21 protein-coding genes are annotated in these 23,956 nt (G+C 54.1%); 9 read left to right on the top strand and 12 right to left on the bottom strand.

Translation table 11 applies throughout. The annotated features are described in order from the left end of the window. Positions 1–2: 2 nt before the first annotated feature. From KK078_RS25665 to KK078_RS25685, 5 genes are all read right to left on the bottom strand, one after another. Positions 3–1,049: a FecR family protein gene (locus tag KK078_RS25665; protein ID WP_254093196.1), complete on the bottom strand. Its 1,047-nt coding sequence runs from the start codon at positions 1,047–1,049 to the stop codon at positions 3–5. 151 nt (positions 1,050–1,200) lie between these two features. After that, entirely contained in the window at positions 1,201–1,779 is a 579-nt protein-coding gene (locus tag KK078_RS25670) for an RNA polymerase sigma factor (protein WP_254093197.1), read from the bottom strand. Positions 1,780–2,026: 247 nt separating this feature from the next. Beyond that, positions 2,027–2,407, bottom strand: coding sequence for an SRPBCC domain-containing protein (locus tag KK078_RS25675; RefSeq protein WP_254093198.1), 381 nt, complete (start codon positions 2,405–2,407; stop codon positions 2,027–2,029). 50 nt (positions 2,408–2,457) lie between these two features. After that, positions 2,458–3,627 (bottom strand): sensor histidine kinase, encoded by a 1,170-nt coding sequence (locus tag KK078_RS30710; protein WP_254093199.1) that lies wholly within the window; start codon positions 3,625–3,627, stop codon positions 2,458–2,460. A gap of 151 nt (positions 3,628–3,778) precedes the next feature. Next, positions 3,779–5,584, bottom strand: coding sequence for a SpoIIE family protein phosphatase (locus KK078_RS25685; RefSeq protein ID WP_254093200.1), 1,806 nt, complete (start codon positions 5,582–5,584; stop codon positions 3,779–3,781). A 560-nt stretch (positions 5,585–6,144) separates the two neighbouring features. On the opposite strand from KK078_RS25685, the gene KK078_RS25690 reads away from it, so the two are divergent. The 5 genes from KK078_RS25690 to KK078_RS25705 all read left to right on the top strand — a co-directional run bounded on the left by KK078_RS25690 (position 6,145) and on the right by KK078_RS25705 (position 10,503). Continuing rightward, positions 6,145–6,345, top strand: a complete 201-nt coding sequence (locus KK078_RS25690; protein WP_254093201.1) for a hypothetical protein — start codon at positions 6,145–6,147, stop codon at positions 6,343–6,345. Between the two features lie 41 nt (positions 6,346–6,386). Next, positions 6,387–7,292 (top strand): YihY/virulence factor BrkB family protein, encoded by a 906-nt coding sequence (locus tag KK078_RS25695; protein WP_254093202.1) that lies wholly within the window; start codon positions 6,387–6,389, stop codon positions 7,290–7,292. 159 nt (positions 7,293–7,451) lie between these two features. After that, positions 7,452–9,872, top strand: coding sequence for an ABC transporter permease (locus KK078_RS25700; RefSeq protein WP_254093203.1), 2,421 nt, complete (start codon positions 7,452–7,454; stop codon positions 9,870–9,872). Positions 9,873–10,000: 128 nt separating this feature from the next. Continuing rightward, positions 10,001–10,135, top strand: coding sequence for a hypothetical protein (locus tag KK078_RS30565; RefSeq protein WP_262898807.1), 135 nt, complete (start codon positions 10,001–10,003; stop codon positions 10,133–10,135). 230 nt (positions 10,136–10,365) lie between these two features. After that, a complete protein-coding gene (locus tag KK078_RS25705) occupies positions 10,366–10,503 on the top strand; it encodes a hypothetical protein (protein WP_254093204.1) in 138 nt (45 codons plus the stop codon). Positions 10,504–10,559: 56 nt separating this feature from the next. On the opposite strand, the gene KK078_RS25710 is transcribed toward KK078_RS25705, so the two are convergent. After that, positions 10,560–11,396 carry an alpha/beta fold hydrolase gene (locus tag KK078_RS25710; RefSeq protein ID WP_254093205.1) on the bottom strand — a complete coding sequence of 279 codons (837 nt, stop codon included), beginning with the start codon at positions 11,394–11,396 and terminating at the stop codon, positions 10,560–10,562. Positions 11,397–11,423: 27 nt separating this feature from the next. Beyond that, positions 11,424–12,674, bottom strand: coding sequence for a hypothetical protein (locus KK078_RS25715; protein ID WP_254093206.1), 1,251 nt, complete (start codon positions 12,672–12,674; stop codon positions 11,424–11,426). Positions 12,675–12,825: 151 nt separating this feature from the next. Between KK078_RS25715 and KK078_RS25720 the strand changes: the two genes are divergently transcribed. Further along, positions 12,826–13,185 carry a hypothetical protein gene (locus tag KK078_RS25720; protein WP_254093207.1) on the top strand — a complete coding sequence of 120 codons (360 nt, stop codon included), beginning with the start codon at positions 12,826–12,828 and terminating at the stop codon, positions 13,183–13,185. A gap of 3 nt (positions 13,186–13,188) precedes the next feature. Here the strand turns inward: KK078_RS25720 and KK078_RS25725 are convergent, their stop codons facing one another. Continuing rightward, the gene (locus KK078_RS25725; RefSeq protein WP_254093208.1) at positions 13,189–13,716 is read right to left on the bottom strand and encodes a DinB family protein; all 528 of its coding nucleotides are present in this window, start codon (positions 13,714–13,716) and stop codon (positions 13,189–13,191) included. A 67-nt stretch (positions 13,717–13,783) separates the two neighbouring features. Between KK078_RS25725 and KK078_RS25730 the strand changes: the two genes are divergently transcribed. From KK078_RS25730 to KK078_RS25740, 3 genes are all read left to right on the top strand, one after another. Further along, positions 13,784–14,695: an arginase family protein gene (locus KK078_RS25730; protein WP_254093209.1), complete on the top strand. Its 912-nt coding sequence runs from the start codon at positions 13,784–13,786 to the stop codon at positions 14,693–14,695. Positions 14,696–14,902: 207 nt separating this feature from the next. Next, positions 14,903–16,294: a sensor histidine kinase gene (locus KK078_RS25735; RefSeq protein WP_254093210.1), complete on the top strand. Its 1,392-nt coding sequence runs from the start codon at positions 14,903–14,905 to the stop codon at positions 16,292–16,294. Next, positions 16,291–16,677, top strand: a complete 387-nt coding sequence (locus tag KK078_RS25740; protein ID WP_254093211.1) for a response regulator — start codon at positions 16,291–16,293, stop codon at positions 16,675–16,677. The genes KK078_RS25735 and KK078_RS25740 overlap by 4 nt, the downstream gene beginning before the upstream one ends. 17 nt (positions 16,678–16,694) lie before the next feature. On the opposite strand, the gene KK078_RS25745 is transcribed toward KK078_RS25740, so the two are convergent. From KK078_RS25745 to KK078_RS25760, 4 genes are all read right to left on the bottom strand, one after another. Further along, complete coding sequence (locus KK078_RS25745) at positions 16,695–20,891, bottom strand: hybrid sensor histidine kinase/response regulator transcription factor (protein WP_254093212.1); 4,197 nt, start codon at positions 20,889–20,891, stop codon at positions 16,695–16,697. 18 nt (positions 20,892–20,909) lie between these two features. Then, positions 20,910–21,434, bottom strand: coding sequence for a cupin domain-containing protein (locus KK078_RS25750; RefSeq protein ID WP_254093213.1), 525 nt, complete (start codon positions 21,432–21,434; stop codon positions 20,910–20,912). A 100-nt stretch (positions 21,435–21,534) separates the two neighbouring features. Further along, on the bottom strand, positions 21,535–22,650 hold the full coding sequence (locus KK078_RS25755) for a glycoside hydrolase family 26 protein (RefSeq protein WP_254093214.1): 1,116 nt from the start codon (positions 22,648–22,650) through the stop codon (positions 21,535–21,537). Between the two features lie 157 nt (positions 22,651–22,807). Beyond that, positions 22,808–23,932, bottom strand: a complete 1,125-nt coding sequence (locus KK078_RS25760; RefSeq protein WP_254093215.1) for a glycan-binding surface protein — start codon at positions 23,930–23,932, stop codon at positions 22,808–22,810. Between the last annotated feature and the right edge of the window lie 24 nt (positions 23,933–23,956).

Consider the following 23,956-nt stretch of genomic DNA (forward strand, 5'->3'; position numbering starts at 1 on the left):
TACTACGGGTTTACCGGGCAGCCCTTTCCGGTGATCCGGATCGTGGTGCCTTCGATGGTATAACCAGCGCCCACCGAACTGCAGATAAACTCCAGGCGCGTCTGCAGGTCTTCGCCGGCCAGGTCACCTGTAAACGCACAGTTATACAGGTTCGCGTCTTCTGGTTGGATCGCAATCCCATACGCACGCTCCAAATTATGGAGTACGGTTTTCAGCGGGGTTTCGACAAAGTCAAAAACAATGCGTTCAGCCGGTGCATCTTCCGCCGCCAGCGGTACAGGCTCTGCCACCAGCGATACCGTGAGCTCTTCCGTTTCCAGGTCCAGCACAGCCCGTTGGTTGGGTGTGAGGTATACCTGGCGCTCTTCCGTCAGCAGCCCCCGCAGCAGAGCCCCTTCGGTGTTGCGCGATACCATGACTTTACCCGTCACGACGGCTACCTCACTGGGATGCCCCGCGCCGTGCGCCTTTACGGTAAAGCTCGTCCCGACCACCTGTGTGATCAGGTCCTGGCTGAATACCATGAACGGGCGCTCCCGGTCTTTATTTACTTCAAAAAAGGCCTCTCCCGTCAGGAATACCTCGCGCTTGTTGGCGGCAAACCGCGCAGGGTATTGCAATGAGGCTCCCGGTTGTAATGTTACCCGCGTGCCGTCTTCTAACGCCAGGGATACCGGCAGCACCGTCATGTTCTGCCGCAGCTGCAACGTCGCACCGGCTTCGCGCGCAATAGCCTCGGGCGTAGTGTGATCGGTGCGGACAAAATAACCCGCGACCAACAACCCCATGATGAGCGAGGCGGCAATGGCCAGCTGTGTACTACGTCGCCGAAAAAAGCTTACCGGGCGTGATTCGGTGGCATCGTCCAGCTTTTTGCTGAGCGTAGCCCATAGACGATCGTCGATCGCCCCGAACTCGCTTTCCCGGTAGGCAGGCAGCCCTTCCTGGTCCAGCACGTTGTACCATTGCTCGACGATCTTCTTCTCCTCTTCGGTACAGCGTCCTTCCAGGTAGCGCTTCAATAAACTGTGGAACACCTCTTTGCTCATGCAACGGATCTTTTTGTTTTGCCTGTTAATAAGTCAATATAGAATACGATCATCCCTAAAATGGATAGACATTATTTTTAACATTTTTTTAACAAGAGCCGGTCATCATTGCCGGGCGGCAGGCACGGTCGACCGCAATATGTCTGGGGGGTTATAGGAGATGGATCAGCAGAAAACCGTATAGCAAATAGTCCTTCAGGTGGACACGCATACGTTTCAGGGACTGGGTAATGTGATATTCGACAGCCTTTTCCGAAATGTTCAGATCGCGGGCAATCTCCTTGATCGAACGATTCTCAAAACGACTCAGCTTAAACACCTGCTGCGTTTTTTCGGGCAGCAGAGCGATACCTTTGTCGATGGCCTGTGAAAGGTCATGGTGTATGGTTGTTTGTTCCGTCGTGTGCGCATGGTCAGACGCCGTATGCTGCACATAGGTCACAAACTTTTCGTGAACGATCTGCGACTTGTAATGATTGATGATGCTGAACTTGATGGCGGTAAAAAGCCACGCACGCACGTGCTGGATATCGACGGCGGCACGTCGCTCCCATAAGTTCAGGAACAGATTTTGAGTGAGCTCTTCCGCGATCTCTTTGCTGCCCGTCTTGCGATAGGCTACCAGCAGGATCTCCTTCCAATACCGCTCGTATACCACACGAAATGCCCCCTTATCCTCATGCTTCATGAGGCCCACCAATGCTTCGTCCGGGAGAAGAGAATAGTCCATGATCGGGTCGTGAGAATCTGAACGTGAAATTTAAAGGTAAGCAAAGGAGACATATAAAAAAACGCATTATGGGCCAACGGTGTCGATTTATTCTAAAAATCGCACTAAAACGTTTACGATATTTTAAGATTTTCAAAAATCATGAAATAAAATTCCAATTCTAATATCCGAAAAATGGGGGTATTAAGGGGCAACACGGTGTATAATAAAAAAGGCCGTCTGATGCCCGGCCCTCTTCTGTACTCTTCTATTCTTCGTAGAACTCCTGTAAGGCGCCGAAGTAGATCGTGTTCCAGCCGTCGACGATGTCGTCGTAGTCGGCGTCGGGAATGTTGATGTGCCGCAATTCGACGGACGTGCCGCTGCCGGCCGTGTGGAGCTTGATGGTGACGATCGATTCTTCTGCCTGGTCGCCGAAGTACCATTGTTGTACGATCATCTTATTTTCTTCGAAGGAGATGTTCTTGCCGACGATGCTTCCCTCCCACAGGGAGAACTCGCTCCCCGGCTCAGTAGACATTTCGGCTTCTTCTCCCGACCACAGATGGATCGTGAGCGGGTTGGTTAACGCCAGGTAAACATCTTCTGGCGGAGCGGCGATCGTATAATATTTTTTGAATGATTTCATGATCTCTGTGCCAATGGCCTGGTAAAGATAACAAAAAGCGATCGGTCGTATCAGCGGGCCTGGACTTCTTCTGCGGGGGGCAGGTCGGGAAGCTTTGCGTAAAAGACAGAGCCTTCGTAGAGCACACTGGTAAACGTGATCGTACCGTGCAGCTTCTGCACCGCTTTCTTGACAATGTATAATCCCAGGCCGTTGCCCTTGGAGTTCTCGTTACTGCGGAAGTACATATCGAATATGCCTTCGTGATAGCGCGGATGTATGCCTTGCCCGTTGTCACCGACTTCGAGTACGATGTCGTCCGCCTGCCGATACACGCGCAGGTGGATATACGGACGGTCGGGCCGGCGGAAATTGATGCTGTTCTCAATGAGGTTGCCCAGAATGACCGTTACCAGCGATGGATAGGAATAAAACGATGTTACCCCCACCGTTACGCGAAAGTCGATCTGCGCGTTTGTCAGCTCATCCTTAAAGGTCTTGAACACGCCGTGCAGCAGGTCGTGCACGTCGATCTCGGTAAACTGCAGCCGCTGCAGGCCTACGTCGCTGATGGATTGCAGCTTCACCAGCATGCGGTCGAGGTGATGGGCCGTCTGCTGCACGCGCTCGAACAACTCCAGCACGGGCGGATCTTGTACCGTAATGCGCGCCACCTGCACCAACCCCAGAAAGGTGGTCACAGGCCGACGAAAGTCGTGCGACGCGCGATAAAAGAATGTATCGAGCTCTTTATAGGCCTGCGTCAGCTCGGCCGTGCGCAGCTGGATCGTCTCTTCTTGTTGCTGATTGATCTGGGTGATCTCTTCCTTCTGCTCGGCAATTTCATTGTTGAGGCGGATGAGCATGGCATTGCTTACCGCGAGTTCTTCCGCCTGGATCCTGATCTCTTCTTTCTGCTCGGCGATGTTTTGATTCAGCTTCTTCTCGCGCTTGAATGACCGGTAATTTACCGCCGCGAGCACCGCCATGAGCAATGTAATGATGCCCGCCAGTACGGTAAAGTATCGCTGCCGGTCCAGTAACGTCTGTTGTTCGCGCGCTTCGGCGCGGCTCTTTTCCAGAAAGCGCGACAGCTGCCGGGACGAGTCCTGCATAAAAGGTGTAAAGACGTGGGATTGATTATCCACAGGAGGAAGTGAGTCGTATGGCGAGGCCATGTTCACGCGCACCATTACCAGCAAGCACAAAAAGCACAGAACCAGGGTCAGGTGGATCTTCACGTATAGAGGGTCTAGGGAACGAAATATAAACAACTCCCCACGATAATTCCTACTCCTGCTGTACCAACAGGGCCTCTTTTTACAGTTGCCACCCCGTTAGCAGGCATCGGTCCGCTGGTGTATACCCCATTTGGGTAGTATCGATGTTCCGCTATGCGCTGCCCAACCGGATGCCCATGACCAGGATATCATCCGTCTGGACGCGGCCGTCTTTCCACTCTTCCATGGTCTTGTCGAGAATGGCGAGCTGCTCGGTCATGGGTAACGTATGGATGTCCAACAACAGCTTGCTGAAACGCTTCGACATAAACTTCATATTCTCTTTGCCGCCAAACTGGTCGCGGTAACCGTCGGAGAAAAGGTATACCGTGGTGGGCACGTCAACCCGTATCTCGTGTTTCTTAAACGACAACGTGGGCTTGGTCTTGCTGCCGCCGATGGGGTGAATGTCACCTTTTACCTGGTGCAGGGTATTGTTCTGAATATAGATCAACGGATTCTTGGCGCCTGAGAACTCCAGCATCTTTTTCTCCCGGCGGTAGATACACAGCGCGGCGTCCATGCCGTCGTTGTTACCTGTTATCTCCTGGCGCAGGGCCGTACGGATCTCCCGGTGCAGCGCGTCGAGTATGGCGTTGGTTTCCGCCACCCCGCGGTTGATGATGCCGTTCAGGGCGTTGATACCGATCATCGACATGAAGGCGCCCGGCACGCCGTGGCCGGTACAATCCACCGCGGCAAATGCTATGTCGTTGTGCGCGGGATCGTCGTGGCCGTTGGGCACGTCAAAGAACCAGTAAAAGTCGCCGCTGACCACATCGCGCGGTTTAAACAATACAAAAGAGTCGCCGATCTTGCTCTGCTGATCTTTGCGGGGAAGCATGGCCTCCTGGATCCGCTTGGCGTAGTTGATACTGCTCTTGATGTTTTCATTCTGCTGATGCAGCCGCTTGTTGACGCGGATCTTGCGGCGGTAGCCCACGATCAGTACCAGCGCCAGCACGCCTACCAGCAGTATGCCGACAATGACCGAGCTGCGGAACAAAGCTTCCTTCTCGATCAATGCGTTTTGCTCGCGGATCTTGGCACTCGCCAGTTCCTTGTCTTTATTTAACAGATCGATCTCCAGTTGCCGCTTCACACTGATCTCCTCCACGATGCGCAGCGAGTCTTCCGTCTGCTGCAGTTTCATGCGCTGTTCCAGCAATTCGGACTCCGTCAGTTTCTTTTCCGACTCCACCTGGTCGATCTGCTGCTTCAGCTCCTGCATTTTGCGGGCGTTGAGCTGTTGGCTCTGTTTCCCCTCGCGGGTCAGCTCGCGGATCTCCCTGGCATTCTTTTGGCCAAGAATGATGGCATTGTAATGCGCCAGGTATTCTGTCGCCTTCTTTTCGTCGCCCAGGGCTTTATAATTGGTCGCCAGCAGGGAATAACATTTCGCCTGCGCATCGACATCGTTTTGCTCCAGCGCCAGGGCGAGCGCTTCGGTGAGCGGCTCGAGGGAACGCTTCGGTCGGTCCAGGGCCGCATGCGTCATGGCGCATTGTATCAGGTCTTCCGTTTCGAATGCTTTGTTCTGCAGGGCATGTGCGGCTTTGACGGCGCTCTGGAAATTATCGAGGGCTTTGCTATAGCTCCTCAACGTGCTGTATATACGTCCGAGTTCGTGGTGGGCACGGTATTGTCCTTCGACGTTCGATGCCTTCTTGCTATAGGTCAGGCTTTGCCCCAGGTAGGTAGCGGCTTTATCCAGCTTGCCGGCCTCTTTGTAAAGGGCAGCAAGAGCATAGGCATGTTCGGCTGCCTCGGCCGGTTTGTTGCCTTTGACGGCACCGGCCAACTGCTGCTCACGTTCGGCAAGCTTCGTCGCATCCTGTGCCATTCCCGACGGGGTGATGGCAAATGACAATACAACGAAGAGGAGAAAGCAACGAACTACGACACAGATTTCTTTCATATGATATCAACCCTGCTCTGAACAGGGATCATGAGGTGCGAAGTTTGTCAACTGCAGCCAACTAAATGCTGCGCAACTATGTAAAACCTTACAAGGGCAAGAACTCAGAAACGCCCGTTGCGGCGAAAAATGACGCTCTGCAACACGTACCGGAAGTGCCAACCGTAAACAACGTACTGGCCGTGCACAGCCGGCACCACCCGCTGTTGGCACCGCCGGAAAACAACACTTTTCTTTACCGCCCGTAACATATAAAACAGCGGCACACGGCGCACACCGCAACAATTTCGCTCGAATTCGCCGTCCATAGAAAAGATAATACATCGCAACGAAATTTCCGACCCCACCAGACACCGCCGCCAAACTTTATTCAACCCGTCAACACGGCCACTCGACCCCGGCGAATGGGTCGATCGTCATGCCCGCGGTTTGATCAGAACCGTTCAGCACGCTGTACATTTTCGGATATACGTCCCGCGTGTAACGTGGCTGAAAGACTCCGAAAGGCGTTTTTAAGTCTGGCCATAATTTTGTTTTACCGTCTGCAAACGCCTACTGCCGTGAAAACACTCATCGCTATCATCTTATGGTGCATCCTCTTTGTACTGTGCTGGCCGCTGGCCCTGGTCATGATCATTTTGTTTCCCATCGTATGGTTGTTGCTGCTGCCGTTCAAGATCGTCGGCCTGAGCATCGACCTGGTCTTTAAGCTCATCGGCGCGATCCTGCTTTTCCCTTTCAAACTCGTCAAGTCGCTGTAGAAAAAAGCCCGTGTATGCGCCGGATGTAGTATCTTGCTGCGGTGGAGAAGAACCGTACATCATCGCTCCGTTCATTCATAACTTCGCTGCGCAAGGCCTATATCCTGCTGCGGCGCAATGATCCACTGATCCTGGCGTCGTCTACCGCGTTCTTTGCAACCTTCTCGCTGTCGCCGATCATCGTCATCCTGGTGAACGTCTTTAGTGTCTACTTTAAATCGGAACAGATCCGGAAACAGCTGTTTGAAAAGTTGAAGACGACCGTAGGTCCCTACGCCACCGAGGAGATCGAAAAGATCGTGCACAACTTTATGTCGGTGGAAGGAAGCGCCTGGATCACCGTGGGTGGGTTTGTCTTCCTGTTGTTTGTCGCCACGACCCTGCTGGGCGTCATCCGTAAGGCCATTCACCAGCTGTGGTACATTCGCCGCAAGCATTCGGTGCGGATCCAATACGGTATCAAAGAACGGATGATCGGCATCGGCATGCTGCTTTTCCTGGGACTGTTGTTCCTGACAGCCCTCTTGCTGGATGCCTCCGTCGCGGTGATCCGCGAACATTTTCCCGACGTCAACACCGCCTGGATACGGCTCATGAACATCCTCTTTTCGCTGCTGGTTGTTACCGCCTGGTTTACCGGCGTGTTTAAGATCTTACCCGAAGCGCGTGTAAAATGGAAAGCGGCGTTGACCGGCGGACTGCTGACCGCCGTATTGTTCAGCATCGGCAAGATCATCCTCGGAAAACTGCTGGTGGAAAGCAACCTGCAGACACTCTTCGGCGCCTCCGCCTCCATTGCACTCTTATTATTATTTATCTTCTACTCCGCATTGATGATGTATTACGGCGCAGCGTTCACCCACGTATATGCCGAAGCCATCCACCACCCGATACAGGCCGGCCGTTATGCCGACGAGTACGAAAAACGCGTGGTGCAACACTCCTGATCTTTGTTCTTCCGCACGGAAAGTGTTCGGAAATGATCAATATACGGCCGAAGCATTCGCAGAAAAACGGCATTACGACGTAAAAAACGCATCTTTATACATCCGGCACGCTGCTTGAACGGGGTTTGACGCCTTTTGATATCAAACCCCTTTACCGCTATGTTTAGAAATTACCTGCGATTCTCCACACGTGTCTTTCTCAAAGACAAATTCTTTGCTTCGCTCAACATCCTCGGCCTTGCGCTGGGCATTGCAGTCAGCATTCTACTGCTGCTGATCTTACAGAATGATCTGACCTACGACCAATACCACGAACACCACCAACGCATCTATCGCGTGGGTGGCCACCTCAGTGCTACTGGCATTGACATTCGCGTGGCGCGCTCGGCACGCGAACTGAGAAATGTATTGCAAGACGAATTACCGGAAGTGCAAGCCGCCGTACGGGCCAACAGCTGGGACCACACGCTGGTGAAATATGAGCCACGGGCCGGCGAGGAACGTGCCTTTTACGAAGAGAACATCGTGCGCACCGACTCCAACTACTTCCAGGGGTTTTCACATACCTTTCTGGCCGGCAATCCCAAGACGTGCCTGGTCGATCTGAACACGCTCGTGCTGACGGAGTCTACCGCCAAACGGTATTTCGGCGACGAACCCGCCCTGGACAAAACACTTCTGATCGACAACACGTCGTACAAGGTAACCGGCGTGATCAAAGATCTGCCCTCTAATACACACCTGTCCTTTGATATATTGCTCTCCCAACTTGCCGATCGCGAATGGGTGCGCGGTGAAAATGGCCAGATCAAGTCGGAAGCCTTCTGGAATCCCGATGTGTATCTGTACGTGCTCGTGCCCGAGGACTACGAGCCGCAGACATTTTATAGTAAGTTTCCCGCCATCTTCGATAAGTACTTCAAATCCTTTGGCGACCAGGTGGGCGGTAAGTATGAACCGATCCTGGAGCGTCTCGACCAGATCCATTTTCATTCCGGTCTGGAAGCCGACGAACCGCAAGGCAATATGGCCTATCTCTATGCCTTTAGCGGCATCGGCATCTTTATCATCCTGCTCGCCTGCGTCAATTATATGAATCTGTCTACCGCCAAATCGGTGAACCGGGCCGCGGAGATCGCCATGAAGAAAACGCTGGGCTCGGGCAAGCCTGCCCTGGTGGCTTCTTTCCTGGGCGAGTCTGTTTTTCTTTCCGTCATTGCTTCCATCCTGGCACTGGGCATTGCCGCCACGGTCATTTATGCCACCTCGTTCAACGACCTGATCGGCAAAAAACTTGCACTCGACTTTGTGCACAACCCCGTATTGCTGTTCGGAACGGTAGGGCTAACAGTATTGATCGGCGTCATCTCGGGGCTATATCCGGCCTTCTACCTGCCCGCCATTCCCACCTTGCAAGCGCTCAAAGGCGCGTATAAAAACCGCAAATCAAGCCTGGTGCTCCGAAAAGTGCTGATCACAACGCAATTCGGCATCTCCATCTTTGTGGTGGTGTGCACAGTCTTCATGCAACGGCAGATCCGCTACGTACGGAACAGGGAACTGGGCTTTAATAAAGAGAATATCGTAGTACTGCCGATCAACGACACGCTGGTACAAAACCAGATCGAAGGCATCAAACATGAATTTCTGCAACGGCCGACGATCACGCAAGCCACGACGGCCTACCATGTATTGGGTATGAACGTCAATGGACAACCCGTTATGTGGGCTGAAAGCGAAAGCGGCATGAAGCAACAAGCCTTTACGCTGATGTTTGTAGGCGACGATTACCTCAAGACGATGGGACTGACGTTGGTCGATGGCCGCGACTTTCAACCCGGCCTGGCCGATGCAGACCATTCCTTCCTGGTGAACGAAGCCGCCGCCAAACTGATGGGCTGGGGTAACAACGCCGTGGGTAAAAAGGTCAAGTTCTTCCATGACAAGGACGACAAACAGGTGATCGGCGTGGTCAAAGACTTTAACTATAACTCGCTTCACAATGCCGTAGAGCCGCTTTTGATAGCACGCGGACGCGACAACGGCGGCTTCTTGCACCTGCGTGTACGGGGTGAAGACCTGCCCGAAACCATGGACTATATCCGGCAAAAGTGGTCGCAGATCGATCCGATCCACCCCTATGAATACTTCTTTCTCGACCAGCGTTTCAACGAACAGTACCGCGCCGACGAGATCCAGTACAAGCTAGTATCCACATTATCTTACATCTGTATTTTCATCTCCCTGCTCGGGCTGCTGGGCTTGTCGGCATTTACGGCGGCGCAACGCACGAAAGAGATCGGCATACGCAAGGTGCACGGCGCATCGGTACCGCATATCATCTACATGCTGTACAAAGATGTGATGTATCTCGTCTTGCTGGCGTCGGTGTTGATCATTCCGGTAGCCTGGTATGTTGTTACGCAGTGGCTGGGCAACTTTGCCTATCAGATGCCGCCGGACTATGGGTTGTTTGTTGTCGTTACCGTGTTTGCCATAGCCATCTCGTTCCTTACCGTTGCGTTCCATTCCTGGAAGACAGCACGTACAAATCCGGTCGACTCATTGAAATATGAATAATCGATCGCAAATAATACATGCTTAGGGCCGGTTTATGCAAGCGAATTGAGTTGTTTTTGTAGCGATATATTGGAAATAATAATTTGTCATTATATTTTAGCGGCTCAAACAAATTAAATTTTATAGCTATGGCAAAATCAGCTAAAAAAACAGCAAAGAAAGTAGCGAAGAAAGCTGCTCCTAAGAAAGCCGCTAAGAAAGCTGCCCCTAAGAAGGCCGCTAAGAAAACTGCGAAGAAAGCCGCTAAGAAAAGCAGCAAGTAATTCAGTTGAAGGCAGCATAGACAACTATGCTGCCTTCGCTATTTAAACACGTTACCCGTCATTGTTCCGCTACTGCTCCTCCTCTTCTTCCCCCATTCCCTGATCCTGTAGTCTCCGTCAACGCGATTTAGTCGCTTCAGCGCAACGCTTTTCTCCTGTCCATACATTTACACAGAAATATCCCCAATAAGCCCCTGCGTGGCCTCAAATACGCCTAAAACACCCATTCGGTGCAGGCATACATTTGCTATCTCGGGGGTATAAGAAGAAAGTTTGAAGCCATGGAAACCGAGAATAACATCAACAACCACGAGCTGATCATCGAAGTGATTACCTGGACGGCATTGATCGCCATCGTCCTGTATTGATAACCGCCCGCTACCGGTGCAGATCGCTGACCGGAAGACAACCGGTCCGTTGCCGACTAACTATTCAGGAACCGTTCGACCGACAATCCTTCGAACTTTTCAGGATTTACAATCTTGTAAAACACTTTCTCCAGCGCTTGATTAAGCTCTACCGGCAGCTCCAGCATCGGAAAATGACAGGTGCCGTGGAGTACGAACAGCTCATAGCCGGCATTGGCATGTTTGCTCAGCAGGCTTTCGTCGGTAGGGATGTAGTCAACGTTGATCAGGTACAATTTCCACCGCAGTTGCTCCAACAGCTCTCGCTCGCGTGCGGCAAAGCTGAAGATAGACGTGAGCGAACCGATGACCATTGGCGGGTATGCCGTCCGGTAGTCGTTCGTCACCATGTCGACAATGCCGATATCGGTATCGTGGGTCAACAATCCTTGTTTGGCGTATGACTCGACAGTGTTACCAAAGTCGGCCTGCAGGTTTTGGTGGATGCTGTTGACCTGTTGCATCACCTCCTCCGGCATTTCCGTACCGGCATGCTTCAACGCATCGACCACTACCAGCCCTAATATCGCGGCAGGGTTAAGGGCGGAAGCTTCCAGGATAACATCGGAACCCATCGAGTGGCCGATCAGGATGACCTTGCTGAGATTGAGTTCCTGGATCACCGCATTCACATCGGCCGCAAATGCTTCGATGGTCCATTCCTGACGGTCGTTTCCCGACTGCCCATGTCCCGGCAGGTCGATGGCGATGACGCGGTAATGCGCCGAAAAATGGTTGATCTGTTCTTGCCAGTATAACTTGTCGATGGCCGCGCCGTGCACGAAGAAAAGGGTAATATCGCCGGCACCGGCGTCTGTATAGTCGATCGGAAGACCGTCTCTGTAAACTACCATAAGCATGGGGTTATGAACACCCAAAAGTTAAAAAAGCATGCCTATTGTGATGTTTTTCATGCGGCGTTTCCGGAAATACAACCATGCTCCCCCCGCCAGCAACACCAGCCCCGCGCTGTATAGATGAAATTTTAATTGCCATATGCCCGGCGCGCTTGCGGAAGGATCGGCCGCGGCATGTCCCCAGGCAATGAACGCATCTGCCATCGGTAACTGTCCAAACAGATATTGTTTTTTCCCCCCGTGCGTCATGGGTACACCAAAGGCTTCGATGCTGTTTCGCAATCCGACATAGAGCGGCTGCTCGTCGTAAAGCGCCAGGGTGCGCAAGCCCGCCAGCGACGCGGCTGCACCTGCCTGTAAGATCACGGGGCCGGAGTCGATGTCGCCAAAGCCAATGGTTCCCGCCGGATACTCGCGTATGCAAGGCAAACCGAATCGATGCGTAACGAAAAGCGCGCGGTAGCGTTTAAACTGCTCGCGGGCAAAGACCGCATCGACCTCTGGCAGAAAAGAAAGCATTAGACTTTGCGACGATCCTCGCGCCTCTTCTAGTATCGCCCCCGTTACCGGATCAACCTCGTGCGGAATCAGCCCATACGTATCGAGCTGCGCGCGTACCCGCGTGATCCATGCGTCCATGACGTTACGGTATTGTGGTTTGAAAAGTTTGTCGTGCAGCGCCAGCGACGCTACTCCCACCACCGCATCGGCTGGCCAGGCTCCAAACCGATACGACGCTGGATACGGTGTTTTGTCTGACCGGATGGCCTGTGCAATATCCCGACACCGTGCCTGGAAGGCCGCAACCTCGGATGCCGGCCGTTTCGACGGCGCCTGCAGCAACAATTTCCGACCAACCGTATAATTATACCATCCCTGGTAGAAGGCACCATAGGACAAAGGCAGATACTCGTCAAAGATATCACGCGCGGTGTTCGAGCCCAGACGCGCTACGGAGGTTTCAATTTCCAGGAATGCTTCATGACGCAGGGATCCACCCACATCGGCCCGGGCGGCGACATCGGCCCACGCCAGACCATACAGGGCGTGCATAAAAATATATCCCTCCGGATACAGCTGCTGCATGTCGGCCGCCGCACCATTGTCCATGGCCTGTTTTAAACCCCGAAGCTCGTGCAACAGATCATCATACTCCACCTGCCCGGGATGCACCGCAACGGCCGGCCGGTAGTACAACGCAACATTCCAATATAGGATCAGCACGGCCGATACGCCGACCAGCACGAAGCCTATACCTTTCCAAAGCTTCTGCATCCAAAGGAATTTATACAGTCCCAAAAGGGCAATTTACGATGTAAATGCGCAGCGAACAGCAACTCACGGTATAGAATGTTGGAAGTGAGCCGTTCCTTTTGTATCTTCCTTGGTCTTTTTCGTTAACGCCGCTCCTAAACATTTCGGGTATATGCGCACGCTCCTATGCTTATGGCTCGTTCTGCTGCTTACTGCCTGTCAATCGGGAAGGATTCCCTGCCCCGAGCCCAGGGCGGCCAAGGTCAAACGTTCGGTGATTCACAAACGCTTCCTGGATTCCGACGAAACGCTTTCCGCAAAAGCGGAAGACACCAAAACCCACGCCAAGGGTGGTAACAAAAGCTCGGTGCGCACGATCAGCAGTGTTTCGGTAGAAGAATGGGATTGCCCGCAACCGGGCCGGAAGAAATATATGCCGCGGTCCGTCAAGCAGAACATCCGGAAGAATATGAAGAAGATCAATGCCCCGGAGAGCAAACGCGACTCTGCCGCCGCCACCGTGCGACCATAGCCGTTACAACCTTCCCGCCTCACGCGCATCTTTTACAACCCGCATGGTGACATACAGCTGCCCGGTATGACGCTGCGTATGCTCGGCCGCATGTACGAGCAAACCCAGTACCGTCGACGGTATTTTTTTACGGCCCACGCCACGGCTTTCCAACAGCGTGCTTTCATCTGTCTGGCGCAACTGTTCCAGGCAGGCATCTACCTGCTTCCGGAATCTTTCAAGCAACAGGGCGACGGTGCATCCTTCAAACGGCCTGCCTTCTCCCTGCAGCGCTTCCAATTGTTTCTCGGAAAGCTCTTCGCCCCGTGCATACGTAAAAAGCCGGCTCAGCACGCCGCTCAGGTGCTGCAGGTGAAAACCCACGGATGCCACCGCGGCGGGCTGATGCCACAAAGCATCGTCCGGAAAGTCGGCCATCCATGACGCTACCTCCTCGCGGGCTTGCAGCAAAGCGTGCGCGACCGGTTGAAGATGTGGCGGAATGCCGTCGATCGGCCCCCGCAGCCAGACTTCCAATATGTTCTGATTCATAGTTGTGCTTTATAAAGGTAGGTGTTTATGAACGAAACACCAGGCACGGCCTTTTACGTTTCCCGGTATGAAGTCACCGCTCAACGACAGGACAATTCTCGCGGCACCGTCTATCCTGGGGCTTCGCCCCTCGGGTGTCGAGCAGCTCGCCGCGCAATTCTTACATGCCGGTTTAGCCCGACGGCTGGGAATAAAACACCCGGTGGAATCCGTCCCTACGCTCAACGATCGTTATAGCGATCAGCGCGATCCGCAAACGCATTGTCTCAATCCACGCCCCCTGCGAGAATTTTCGATCGCGTTGGGCGCTGCTGTGCAGCGTTGTGTTCCCGGACGTTTCCCGATTGTATTGGGTGGTGATTGTAGCATCCTGCTGGGTATTATGTCGGGATTAAAACGGCTCGGTACATACGGTATTGTATCACTCGACGCTCATGCCGATTTCTATCAGCCCGAAAAATCCACGACGGGCGAAGTGGCCGACATGGACATGGCCATGATCACGGGCCGGGGACCCGACCTGCTCACCAACATCGACAACCTCAAACCCTATGTGCAGGACCAGCACGCTATACATATCGGACAACGCGACTGGGAAGAAACACAACATTACGGCTCGCAGGATATTCGCGCGACCGCCATTACCTGCATGGACCTGGCAACGCTGCGGCAACACGGCGTCGCGTTGCAAAGCGCGTTGCTCGCAAACCATCTGCAATCGCTGAGGATCGATGGTTGCTGGCTTCACTATGATATGGATGTATTGGCCGACGACATCAACCCCGCCGTGGACTACCGCCTGCCCGGCGGCCTGCGCTATGATGAAGTCGAGTTGCTGATCCGAAGCCTGTTTGCCACGGATAAAATTGCAGGCATAAGTGTAGCGATCTTCAATCCGGACCTCGACCCCGACGGCCGCATGACCGCAAACATGGTCGAACACGTTGGACGGATCTTTGATGCACCTGTAACACTATAATTTACATTCGTTCCGGCACACGGAAAATCACAGAAGCGAGTGTATAACAGACCCTTGCAGGCCGGCCCAGCAGTTGTCCCGTTGTCCGGTCGACATTGTCGCCTTCAGTGCCGGCGAGTTTTACTTGCCGATTCGACATTTTTCCGTTACCTTAATCTACCGGGCAATTTTCGTTGAAGTCACGTTCGTTGAAGCCATACGGGCGATATGAATCCAAAGATCTCTTCCTTCACTCCGCGCAACGTCCTTGTGTTGATCGGAGTCATTTTCTTCGCGTCAGCCGTTCTGATCGTGATCAACTACTACACCATCCTGATCACATCGGGCGTGCGTGCTTATATCAATGGCGAATCGCAATACTCAAAAGGGCAAAAGGATGCGTCCCGCAACTTACTATTATACCTCGACACCCGTGACACGCTTTATTTCAATTGTTTCCGCAAAGAGTTACGTGTTAACATCGGCGACAGCATTGCGCGGGTGGGCCTCAGCGCCGGCGCCGATGACTCGGTGGTCCGCGCGGGGTTTACAGCGGGGCGCAATCATCCGGACGACCACAACGCACTGATCTGGCTTTTTAAGAATTTCAGGAATATCTCGTTCATGAAGCGCGCCATTCAATTATGGAAGGAAGCCGACTACATCATTTTGCAAGAGTACCGGCTGGCGGAAGAGGCACATCACAAGATCTTGCGCGGGCAGCTTACCGCCGCGGACAAAGCGCAATATGTCGTAAAGATCACCGGGTTTACGACCGGTCTCACCATTCGCGAGCGTGAGTTCACGGGAGTACTAGGCGCCGCCGCACGAACCGTAAACTATTGGTTGTTCATCACCAATGTGATCATGACGCTGTTGATCATCGGCAGCGCGAGCGGCTACGCCCTCGTGATGATCCAACGCCTGCGCGAAAAAAATGCGGACCTCAGCCGTACCAACACCGAGCTGGACAAGTTCGTTTATAGTGCCTCCCACGACCTGCGGGCGCCGATCTCGTCGCTGAGCGGCCTGATCGAGATTGCGATGGTCGAAAACGATGTAAACCAGATCAAGTCCTACCTCGCGCTAATGAAAACCACCCTGGGCAAACAGGACGAGTTCATCCGCGAGATCATCGACTTTTCGCGCAACAAACGCACCATCATCCACCGCAAGGAAGTGAACCTCGACACACTGTTCGACCAAGTCATTGCCCGGCATCAATACATGCCAGGCGCGCATGACATTATCATTCGCAAAGAAATAACCGATCCGATCCTTTGGAGCGATGGTCTGCGGCTGGAGATCGTCATGAACAACATTATTTCCAACGCCATTAAATACCACGATCGATCCAAGGAAGAGAAATACATCTTAATCAAGAGCTATCGCAAAAATGGCATGCATGTGATCGAGATTGCCGACAACGGCCAGGGCATTCGAAAGGAGTTCCATGAAAAGATCTTCGATATGTTCTTTGTGACCCCTAACAACCAAAAAGGATCGGGACTGGGGCTTTATATTACCAGGGAAACGGTCTCCCGGTTGAAGGGCAGTATACGGGTCGAGTCCGAATCGCGGGCCGGCAGCAACTTTATCATCAATATTCCCGCAGTATGAAAACCGATCATAAATTCCTCATCATTGACGACAATGAAGTGGATCAGCTCGTTACACAACAATTACTGAAAAAGGATCTCGGGGCGGTGGATGTTGCCCAGGCGGGGAACGGCATCGAAGCCATGCAATGGATCCGCGACCAGAAATCAAACCTGCCCGACAGCCTCGTCATTTTGCTGGACGTGCGCATGCCGCTGATGGATGGTTTTCAGTTCCTCGACGCCTTTGAGTCGCTCAACGAAGATGTCAAGAAAATGACCAAGATCATTATGCTCTCGTCTACGCTTGACCCGCGCGACATCGAGCAAGCCGAAGCCCACAAGAACGTAATCCAGCTGTTTAGTAAACCCCTGCCCGTAAAAGAGCTGCAGGCGCTGATCTGACGGGGATCACTCGGACGCTACGCACCACTGTCGGCCGGCGACGGTGCGGGCTGGTCCGTCTCTTCGCCCGGCCGGCTGACACCGTATGCAGACGGCGTCACGCCAAATAATTTCTTAAAACACTCGCGGAAGTACGGCAGGTCGGTAAACCCCACCTCGTAGGTGATCTGTGCAATGGTCAGTTCACCCTGGCTGAGCAGTTGCGCCGCGCGCTTCAACCGGATGGTGCGGATAAATTCGTTGGCCGACTGCCCCGACACCGCCTTGAGCTTACGGTATAGCTGTGTGCGGCTCATCGCCACGTCACGGCCCAGATCCTCTACCCCATACGCCGGATTGGCCATGTTGCGTTCGATACTTTCCAGGATTTGTTGTATAAACCGTGCATCGGCCGACGTATGTGTCACTTGCTTCGGCGACAGGCGGAGCACAGATCGATCCTGGAAAGCCGCATGCAGCTGCTCCCGCCGGCGTACCATATTACGTACTTTCAACAGCAGCACCTGTGGGTGGAATGGCTTGGTAACATAATCGTCGGCGCCGGTCTCCAATCCCTCCACCTTGAAAAGCAGCGATGTACGCGCCGTGAGCAGTATGACAGGTATATGCGCGGTGCGGGCGGTGGTCTTCAGCGTACGGCAAAAGGTTATTCCGTCCATGACGGGCATCATCACGTCGCTGATAATAATGTCGGGAATCTCCTCCTGGGCAATGGCCAGGCCCTCCTGCCCGTCGGCCGCTTCGCGGATACTATATTCTGCCTGGAATATCGAACGTACATAGGCACGCACCGCGGCATTGTCTTCAACGATCAATAGCTTTTGTACATCTTCCGGATGCTCCGACGGTTCTGGATGGACCGGTGCCGTCACCAGGACGGGCGGCTGGGTGTAAACAACCGTGTCGGGTTCCTGTATACCATCGGCAAGCTGCGTTGCATTAAAGTGCGCATTTCCCTTGCGAAGCCTGACGGTAAACCGTGTAAAAGCGTGTTCTTCACTCTCTACGGTAATAGTACCCTGGTGCATGTCCACCAGGCTTTTGGTCAACGCCAGGCCTATGCCGGTGCCCGCCTGGTGGCGGTCTTCACCATAACTGAAAAAGCTCTGGAAGATATGCTCGACGTGGTCGCGGCGTATGCCTTTTCCACTGTCTTCGACGATGATCAGTACGGCATCCTCTGATTCTTGCAAACGCAACACCACCCTGCCACCTGCCGGCGTATGCTTGAGCGCATTCGACAACAGGTTAAAAAGGATCTTCTCAAAATGATCGCGGTCAAACCACACGTTGATCACCGGCGCCGATGCCTGCAACGTCAGGCTCAGCTGCAATTCTGCAGCCAACGCCTCAAACGACAGTTTTACCTCTTGCACAAACTGCACCATGTCGCCCTCGCGTACCGCCAGCGGCAGGTTGCCCGACTCGGCCTTTCGAAAATCCAGCAACTGATTGACCAGGTGTAGCAGGCGCTGCGCATTATTTTGCACCACCAGCAGTTGGTCGCGTACCGGCTTGCCCACACCCGCAGCGTCCAGCAGGCTGTGCAAGGGGCCGAGAATGAGCGTAAGCGGTGTACGAAACTCGTGCGAGATGTTCGTAAAGAACTGCAGCTTGGCGTGATTGAGCTTCTCCAGGTTCTCCCGCTGCAGCCGCTCCACTTTTAAATCGTGTCTGAAATTGGCACGCATGAGGATCAGCTTGCGGAAGAAATGCAAGATCAGCAAACTGGCCAGTACATAGCCCACGGCCGCCCACGTCGTTTTCCACCACGGCGGCAGAATCACGAGCGACGCCTCGCTTTCGGCTTCGCTCCACACCCCGTCGCTGGTAGTGGCCTTTACTTTAAACCGGTAGCGACCGGGGTTGAGGTTGGTATAGTTGGCATACCGGCGGCCGGCGTGTGTATAATTCCAATCTTTATCGAACCCTTCGAGCTTGTAAGCATACCGTGTTTTTTCGGGCGCCGCATAGGTCAACGCGGTAAATTCAAACGAGATCGAGTTCTCGAAATGTTTGAGCGTCACCTCGACGGTTTCCGCCAGCGGCTTTTCCAGGATCACCCGCCCACCAAACGACTCCCCCACCGGCACAGGTTTGTTAAACACCTGGAAGTCGCTGATCACCACGTTGGGCACCACCGGGTTGGCCACGGCCGCTGCGGGATCGATAATATTAAATCCCTCCGAGCCGCCGAAAAGTAGCAACCCCTGCGGATCTTTATAACAAACATGGTTATAGAAAAAGCCGCCCTGTATCCGGTCGTGGCTGTCGTAGCTCTTGACAAAGTGTGCATTGCCGGGATCGATCACGGTCAGGCCATCCCAGTGCGCCAGCCACAGCTTACCACTATCGTCTTCGAGTATGCTGACGAGTACGTTATTGCTCGGCCCGGCTTCGAACGGATGTGACCGGAACGCTTCCGTGCGGCGGTCAAAGGAATTCAATCCACCCTCCGTTCCGATCCACAGACCGCCCGCGTGGTCTTCATAAATGGCATTGACAAAATTATTCGTCAGTGCGCTGTGCAGGCTGTCGCCCCGATAATAATGGCGCACATCCAGCCCCTGTGTTGTGGGGCGCACGCGGTAGAGGCCATTGCCACGGCTTCCCACCCACAGCGCACCGGCGTGATCCGCATGCATGACCACCATCGGCACCCGCTCCAGCTGCGGCTCCTGGTAACGCACCACGCGCCCTTCGGGCGTGATCATGTTCAAGCCGCCGCTCCACGTCCCCAGCCATACATTGCCCCGCACGTCTTCGGCAAACGACATGACGTAGTCGTCGCTGATCGGGGCCGCAGACTGCAGGCCGTAGTGTTTGAACTGTGTGATCTGCGTGTTGTTGCCGACGGCCGCCTCCGAAAAAGTATAGACACCGTCGCCGGCGGTACTCACCCACACGTTGCCACGCGAGTCGGTAAATAACACCTGTATAAAATCAGTGAAGTCGTTTGCCTCCCGATGCCGGATGGTATACCGGCGGAACCTGCCGTCGGTGAAGCGAAAAAGGCCTCCGCCGAGCGTCGAGATCCAATATCCACCGGCACGCGCGCTGCGCAAGCCGGTAAGGATGCTCCGCGTAGGATCAAATGCCGAGGTTTTGTAAGCCGCGAAACTTTTGGCGTAGCTGTCGTACTTGTTTAGTCCCTTTTTCGTACCCACCCATAAGACACCACCACGGTCCAGGAAGAGTGACGTAACCGTGTTGTGGCTCAGGTTCACCTCGCGGTCATCACCGCCCAGGAAACGCACGAACCTGCCGGCCTCGGGATCAAAAAAGTTCAGTCCCATTTCCGATCCGGCCAGGACATAAGGCCGCTCGCCGTCTACGACCATAAACGTGCGAAAAAGATTGTAGCCCGACGATTTACCATCGACGCTATAATTCGACGTGCCGCTTCCATCGACACGCTTGATGCCTTTTTTAGTACTATACCAGATTACCGGCGGCCGCCCCTGGTGGCGCGTTTCTTCGATGTGGTATATATGATGATGCAGGCTGGCGTCTGCCGGGTCCGCATTGTATAAGTAACGTACAAACGTATAGTCCTTCCGGCCACCCGCACCGGGTGGGATCATTTTGTTGAGCCCGTACTCCGTACCTACCCACAGATCACCGGTAGACGAGAGGAATATATCCGTAACAAAGGGTTGACTCAGCGTGGTGGTATCATTCACATCCAACACAAACGCGCGAAAAGAGCCCGAGACTTCATCCAAAAGATTCAGGCCGTATTCCGTCCCTACCCACAGCTGTCCCCGGTCATCCTCTTGCAGGGCCCACACATTGTCGTTGCTCAGGCTGGCCGGATTACCGGGTTGATGCTGAAAGTGCGCAAACTTACCCGTGCGGTGATCATAGCGAAACAATCCACCCCGGTGCGTGCCGATCCAGATCGCCCCTTTTCGGTCTTCATAGATCGTGGTGATCTTGTTGCTCCGGATCTTGTCAGGCGCATTGTCGGAGTGGAAGACGGTCGTGGTATAACCGTCGTAGCGGATCAGACCCGACCAGGTGCCGATCCATAGATACCCCGCGCGATCCTGTAAGATGCAGTTGATGGAGCTCTGTGAAAGCCCCAGCTTTTCGGGCAGTGCGTGAAAAATGATATTCTTTTGCGGAAGCTCGGCCGGTTGGGCCACCCCCCTGACCGTGTCCAGCCCGGCTGCCACCAGCAGGTACACCCACAGGAACTTCCGTATAGACATAAACAGATGTTTTAAGGTTCATAAGACCGACCTTCCAAAGTCATCCTGCACCCGCACGATGTCGTCTTCGTCAGACGGATGCAGGGCATCGGTATGTTGCCAGATCTCGGCCACCATGCCCCAGTTCTCCAACCCCACCAGCCGGTGGCGCTGCCCGCGATCCAACCGGATCACATCGCCCGCGATCATGGACTGTACAATGCCTTCGTCGTCGTTGGGGCTGACGGCTATACCCGCTTCACCGGCTACCAGTTTCCAGATCTCCGCGCGGCGGTGGTGATACTGCCACGACAAGCGCCGGCTGCCTTGCACGATCAATATTTTCGGGCTCAGCCGGCCGCTGATGCGGAGATCGGCTGCGGGAATCCCCGGAAAGAACTTCTGTGCAAATTGTTGCGCTTGCGTTTCATCGATGACAAAGAAACCGCCCCAGGGGCGGGCCAGGTCGCGTGCGGTCACTAAAAAACCGTTCGCTTCCAGGTATTGTTGCACTTTTTCAAAGATCGCAAGCTTCGGGTCGGTAGGGTAAAAGGTCAAGGGCATGTCGATTGGTTTGGTCAACTGAAATATCGTGAATCATACAGATATTTCCGCTACCCACACACGTATTCTAACGTACCCCTTATGGGGACCCCACCCCCGCTTATTTATATACCGCCTTCAGGTCATCTTCAAACAGTGTATACGGATCGCCATAAAACACCTTGAAATCAGCTGCCGCCGGATGCCCCCGGTACGGCGCATAATGATGTTTGTCATTGCCATTGCGCCACACCATGATGTATGCCAGCTGGATCGAGCGATCGGATTTTAAAGGTTCCAGGATCACCTGTGTATACCACACCGGGTTCGTCACACCCTCCAACCCCGTTTCCGTCAACGCCGCCACCTTCTTCTTTTCCCGCGCCAGCGCGGATACCGCCGACAACCCCGCCCGCAGGTCTGCCGCTTGTTCCTGCGGCGACTTCTTATTCCAGGCGACGCCAACGTCCATGTAGTTGTCATACCCCAGAATGTCGACGTAGTCGTCTCCCGGGTAACCATACAGATACGACGCACGCGCATCCTGCAGGTCCATGCGGCTGCGGTCTGGAGAGAACGCGTACAGAATGTGGTGCAGTCCTTTAGTATTCTTCAGGTAGTCGACCGTAAAGCGCCACAACTGAATATACGCTTGCTCGGTGCACAAACCCTTGCCCCACCAGAACCAGTTGCCGTTGTGCTCGTGATAAGGACGGAAGATAATCGGTATAAACTCTTTACCTTGTTTGCACGCGGCCAGGAATGCGGCGACGCGATCGAGGCGCTGCACAAAGTCGGCGTGTAGTCTGCCGCCGGGTAAAATGGCTTGCACCGCGCGGGTCGTGTCCCAGGAGCCGCCGCCGGTCACGGGATTGTCTACATGCCAGGAAATGGTGTTGATGCCGCCCCGTCTGTAAACATCGCGTATCCAGCGGTGCATGGATTCGAACGGAACGCCGTCGAGGTTGTTGGGCTGGCCTTCCTTACCAAGGTCCCAGCCGTGCACGGCAGGATAGGCGCCGCAAATATCCCTGACGTCCGAGCGGCCTTCGGTACCAATCCAGCCGACGCCGTAGGCATCGGTTTCATGGTGACCGAAAAGAATTCCCCGCTCGGAAAGAGTCTGAAGATTGTGGTATAGCGCTACCGTCCCGGTCGTAGCCTGCTTGTCCAGCGGCCGCTGCGCCAACGCCGGCAGCGCTATCATAAAAAGTATATATAAAGAAAGTCGATTCATACTATAAAATTTAGCCCTCAAAGGGCGTGACACAATAGCCCCGGGCTGAAGCGACAGCGTAGGCCTGGGTAAATAGACAAACGAATAACCCAAGCCATGAAAGGGCGTAACAACTCTTCCCGGCCTCTGCTCGCTTCACTCCCCATATGCGCTTTCTTTAAGGCTTAGGAACAACGCGAACGTTATCAAAAGCCATATCAGCATCCAGCGTCCCATCGCCGTGAAAGAGAATGCGGATAAAGTAACCGTCGGGGTTCACCTTCGGATCCTTTACGATCTCGTTCAACGGGATGGACACGGTGCGCCATTCACCGTGACTATCATAGTGCGGCCATAGATACGTGCTCGCGTCGTTGTCCTCTCCCAGGGTTAACTTGATCTGGTTGCTGTTATACGGTTTCAGCGTGTTCACTTCAAACTTAAACAGGTAGTTGGCAGGGTTCTGCATTGCGTCGGCCGGAATGTTCTTGGTCGTACTGCCGTCGACGTTGTTGGGGCCGCCCACGACCTCCGTCCACGCCCAGGAGCCGATCTCGCGTTTCACATGGATATAGTTGCCCGAGATAGCCGGCGGCGTATCACCGGCCGTAACGTAGTCACTGCCCCACCAGCCCCACCACGGGTCGCTGCTGATCAGCAACGCACGGTTGTCGCGATAGGGAAATACCGCCGTGCCTTCGCCGTACGTGCCCGATACAACAATGTCCGCCGGGCCGTCGGGTATACCTTCCGGCACCACGGTTACAACAGAATCATAGCTGGAGTAGATCACGTCCGCCGATACCCCGCCGAACCTCACCTTGCCCGCTTCGGGTGTGACGGCATATAGATCAAAGTTGGCGCCCTTTACGACAACAACTTCGCCGGGCAACGCATATTCGTTCGCGGCCAGACCGTACACAATGAGTGGCGGCACCGACACCTCGAGGGATGCTGTTACCGTACCGCCGCCGGTGGTCAGCGTGATTTGGTTGCTTACCTCCTTCGGCACCACGCGGGGTATCTGCAGGGTGATTTCCGTGGCCGTAAGGAAGGCCTGGCGAAGGTCGACCTCCACATCGTTTATGCGCAGGCTTTGCACACCGCAGAGGTCGTGGCCCTGAATGATAATGAAGTCGCCCATGTTGCCCCCCGCGACGGCCTCCGCGCGGTTCTGTGCCGTTGACACCCGGGTGATCTCCGGCGTGCCACAGCCGCTCTCGTCGTCGCTGCACGACACCGACAGCACCGCGCTTATCAACATAACGAAGGAAAATTTTATCGATGAATAGATGATTTTCATACTGTAATTTTTTATTGATGGAAA

Origin of the sequence: Dawidia soli, from assembly GCF_018598185.1 — a bacterium.
Lineage (GTDB): Bacteria > Bacteroidota > Bacteroidia > Cytophagales > Cyclobacteriaceae > Ohtaekwangia > Ohtaekwangia soli.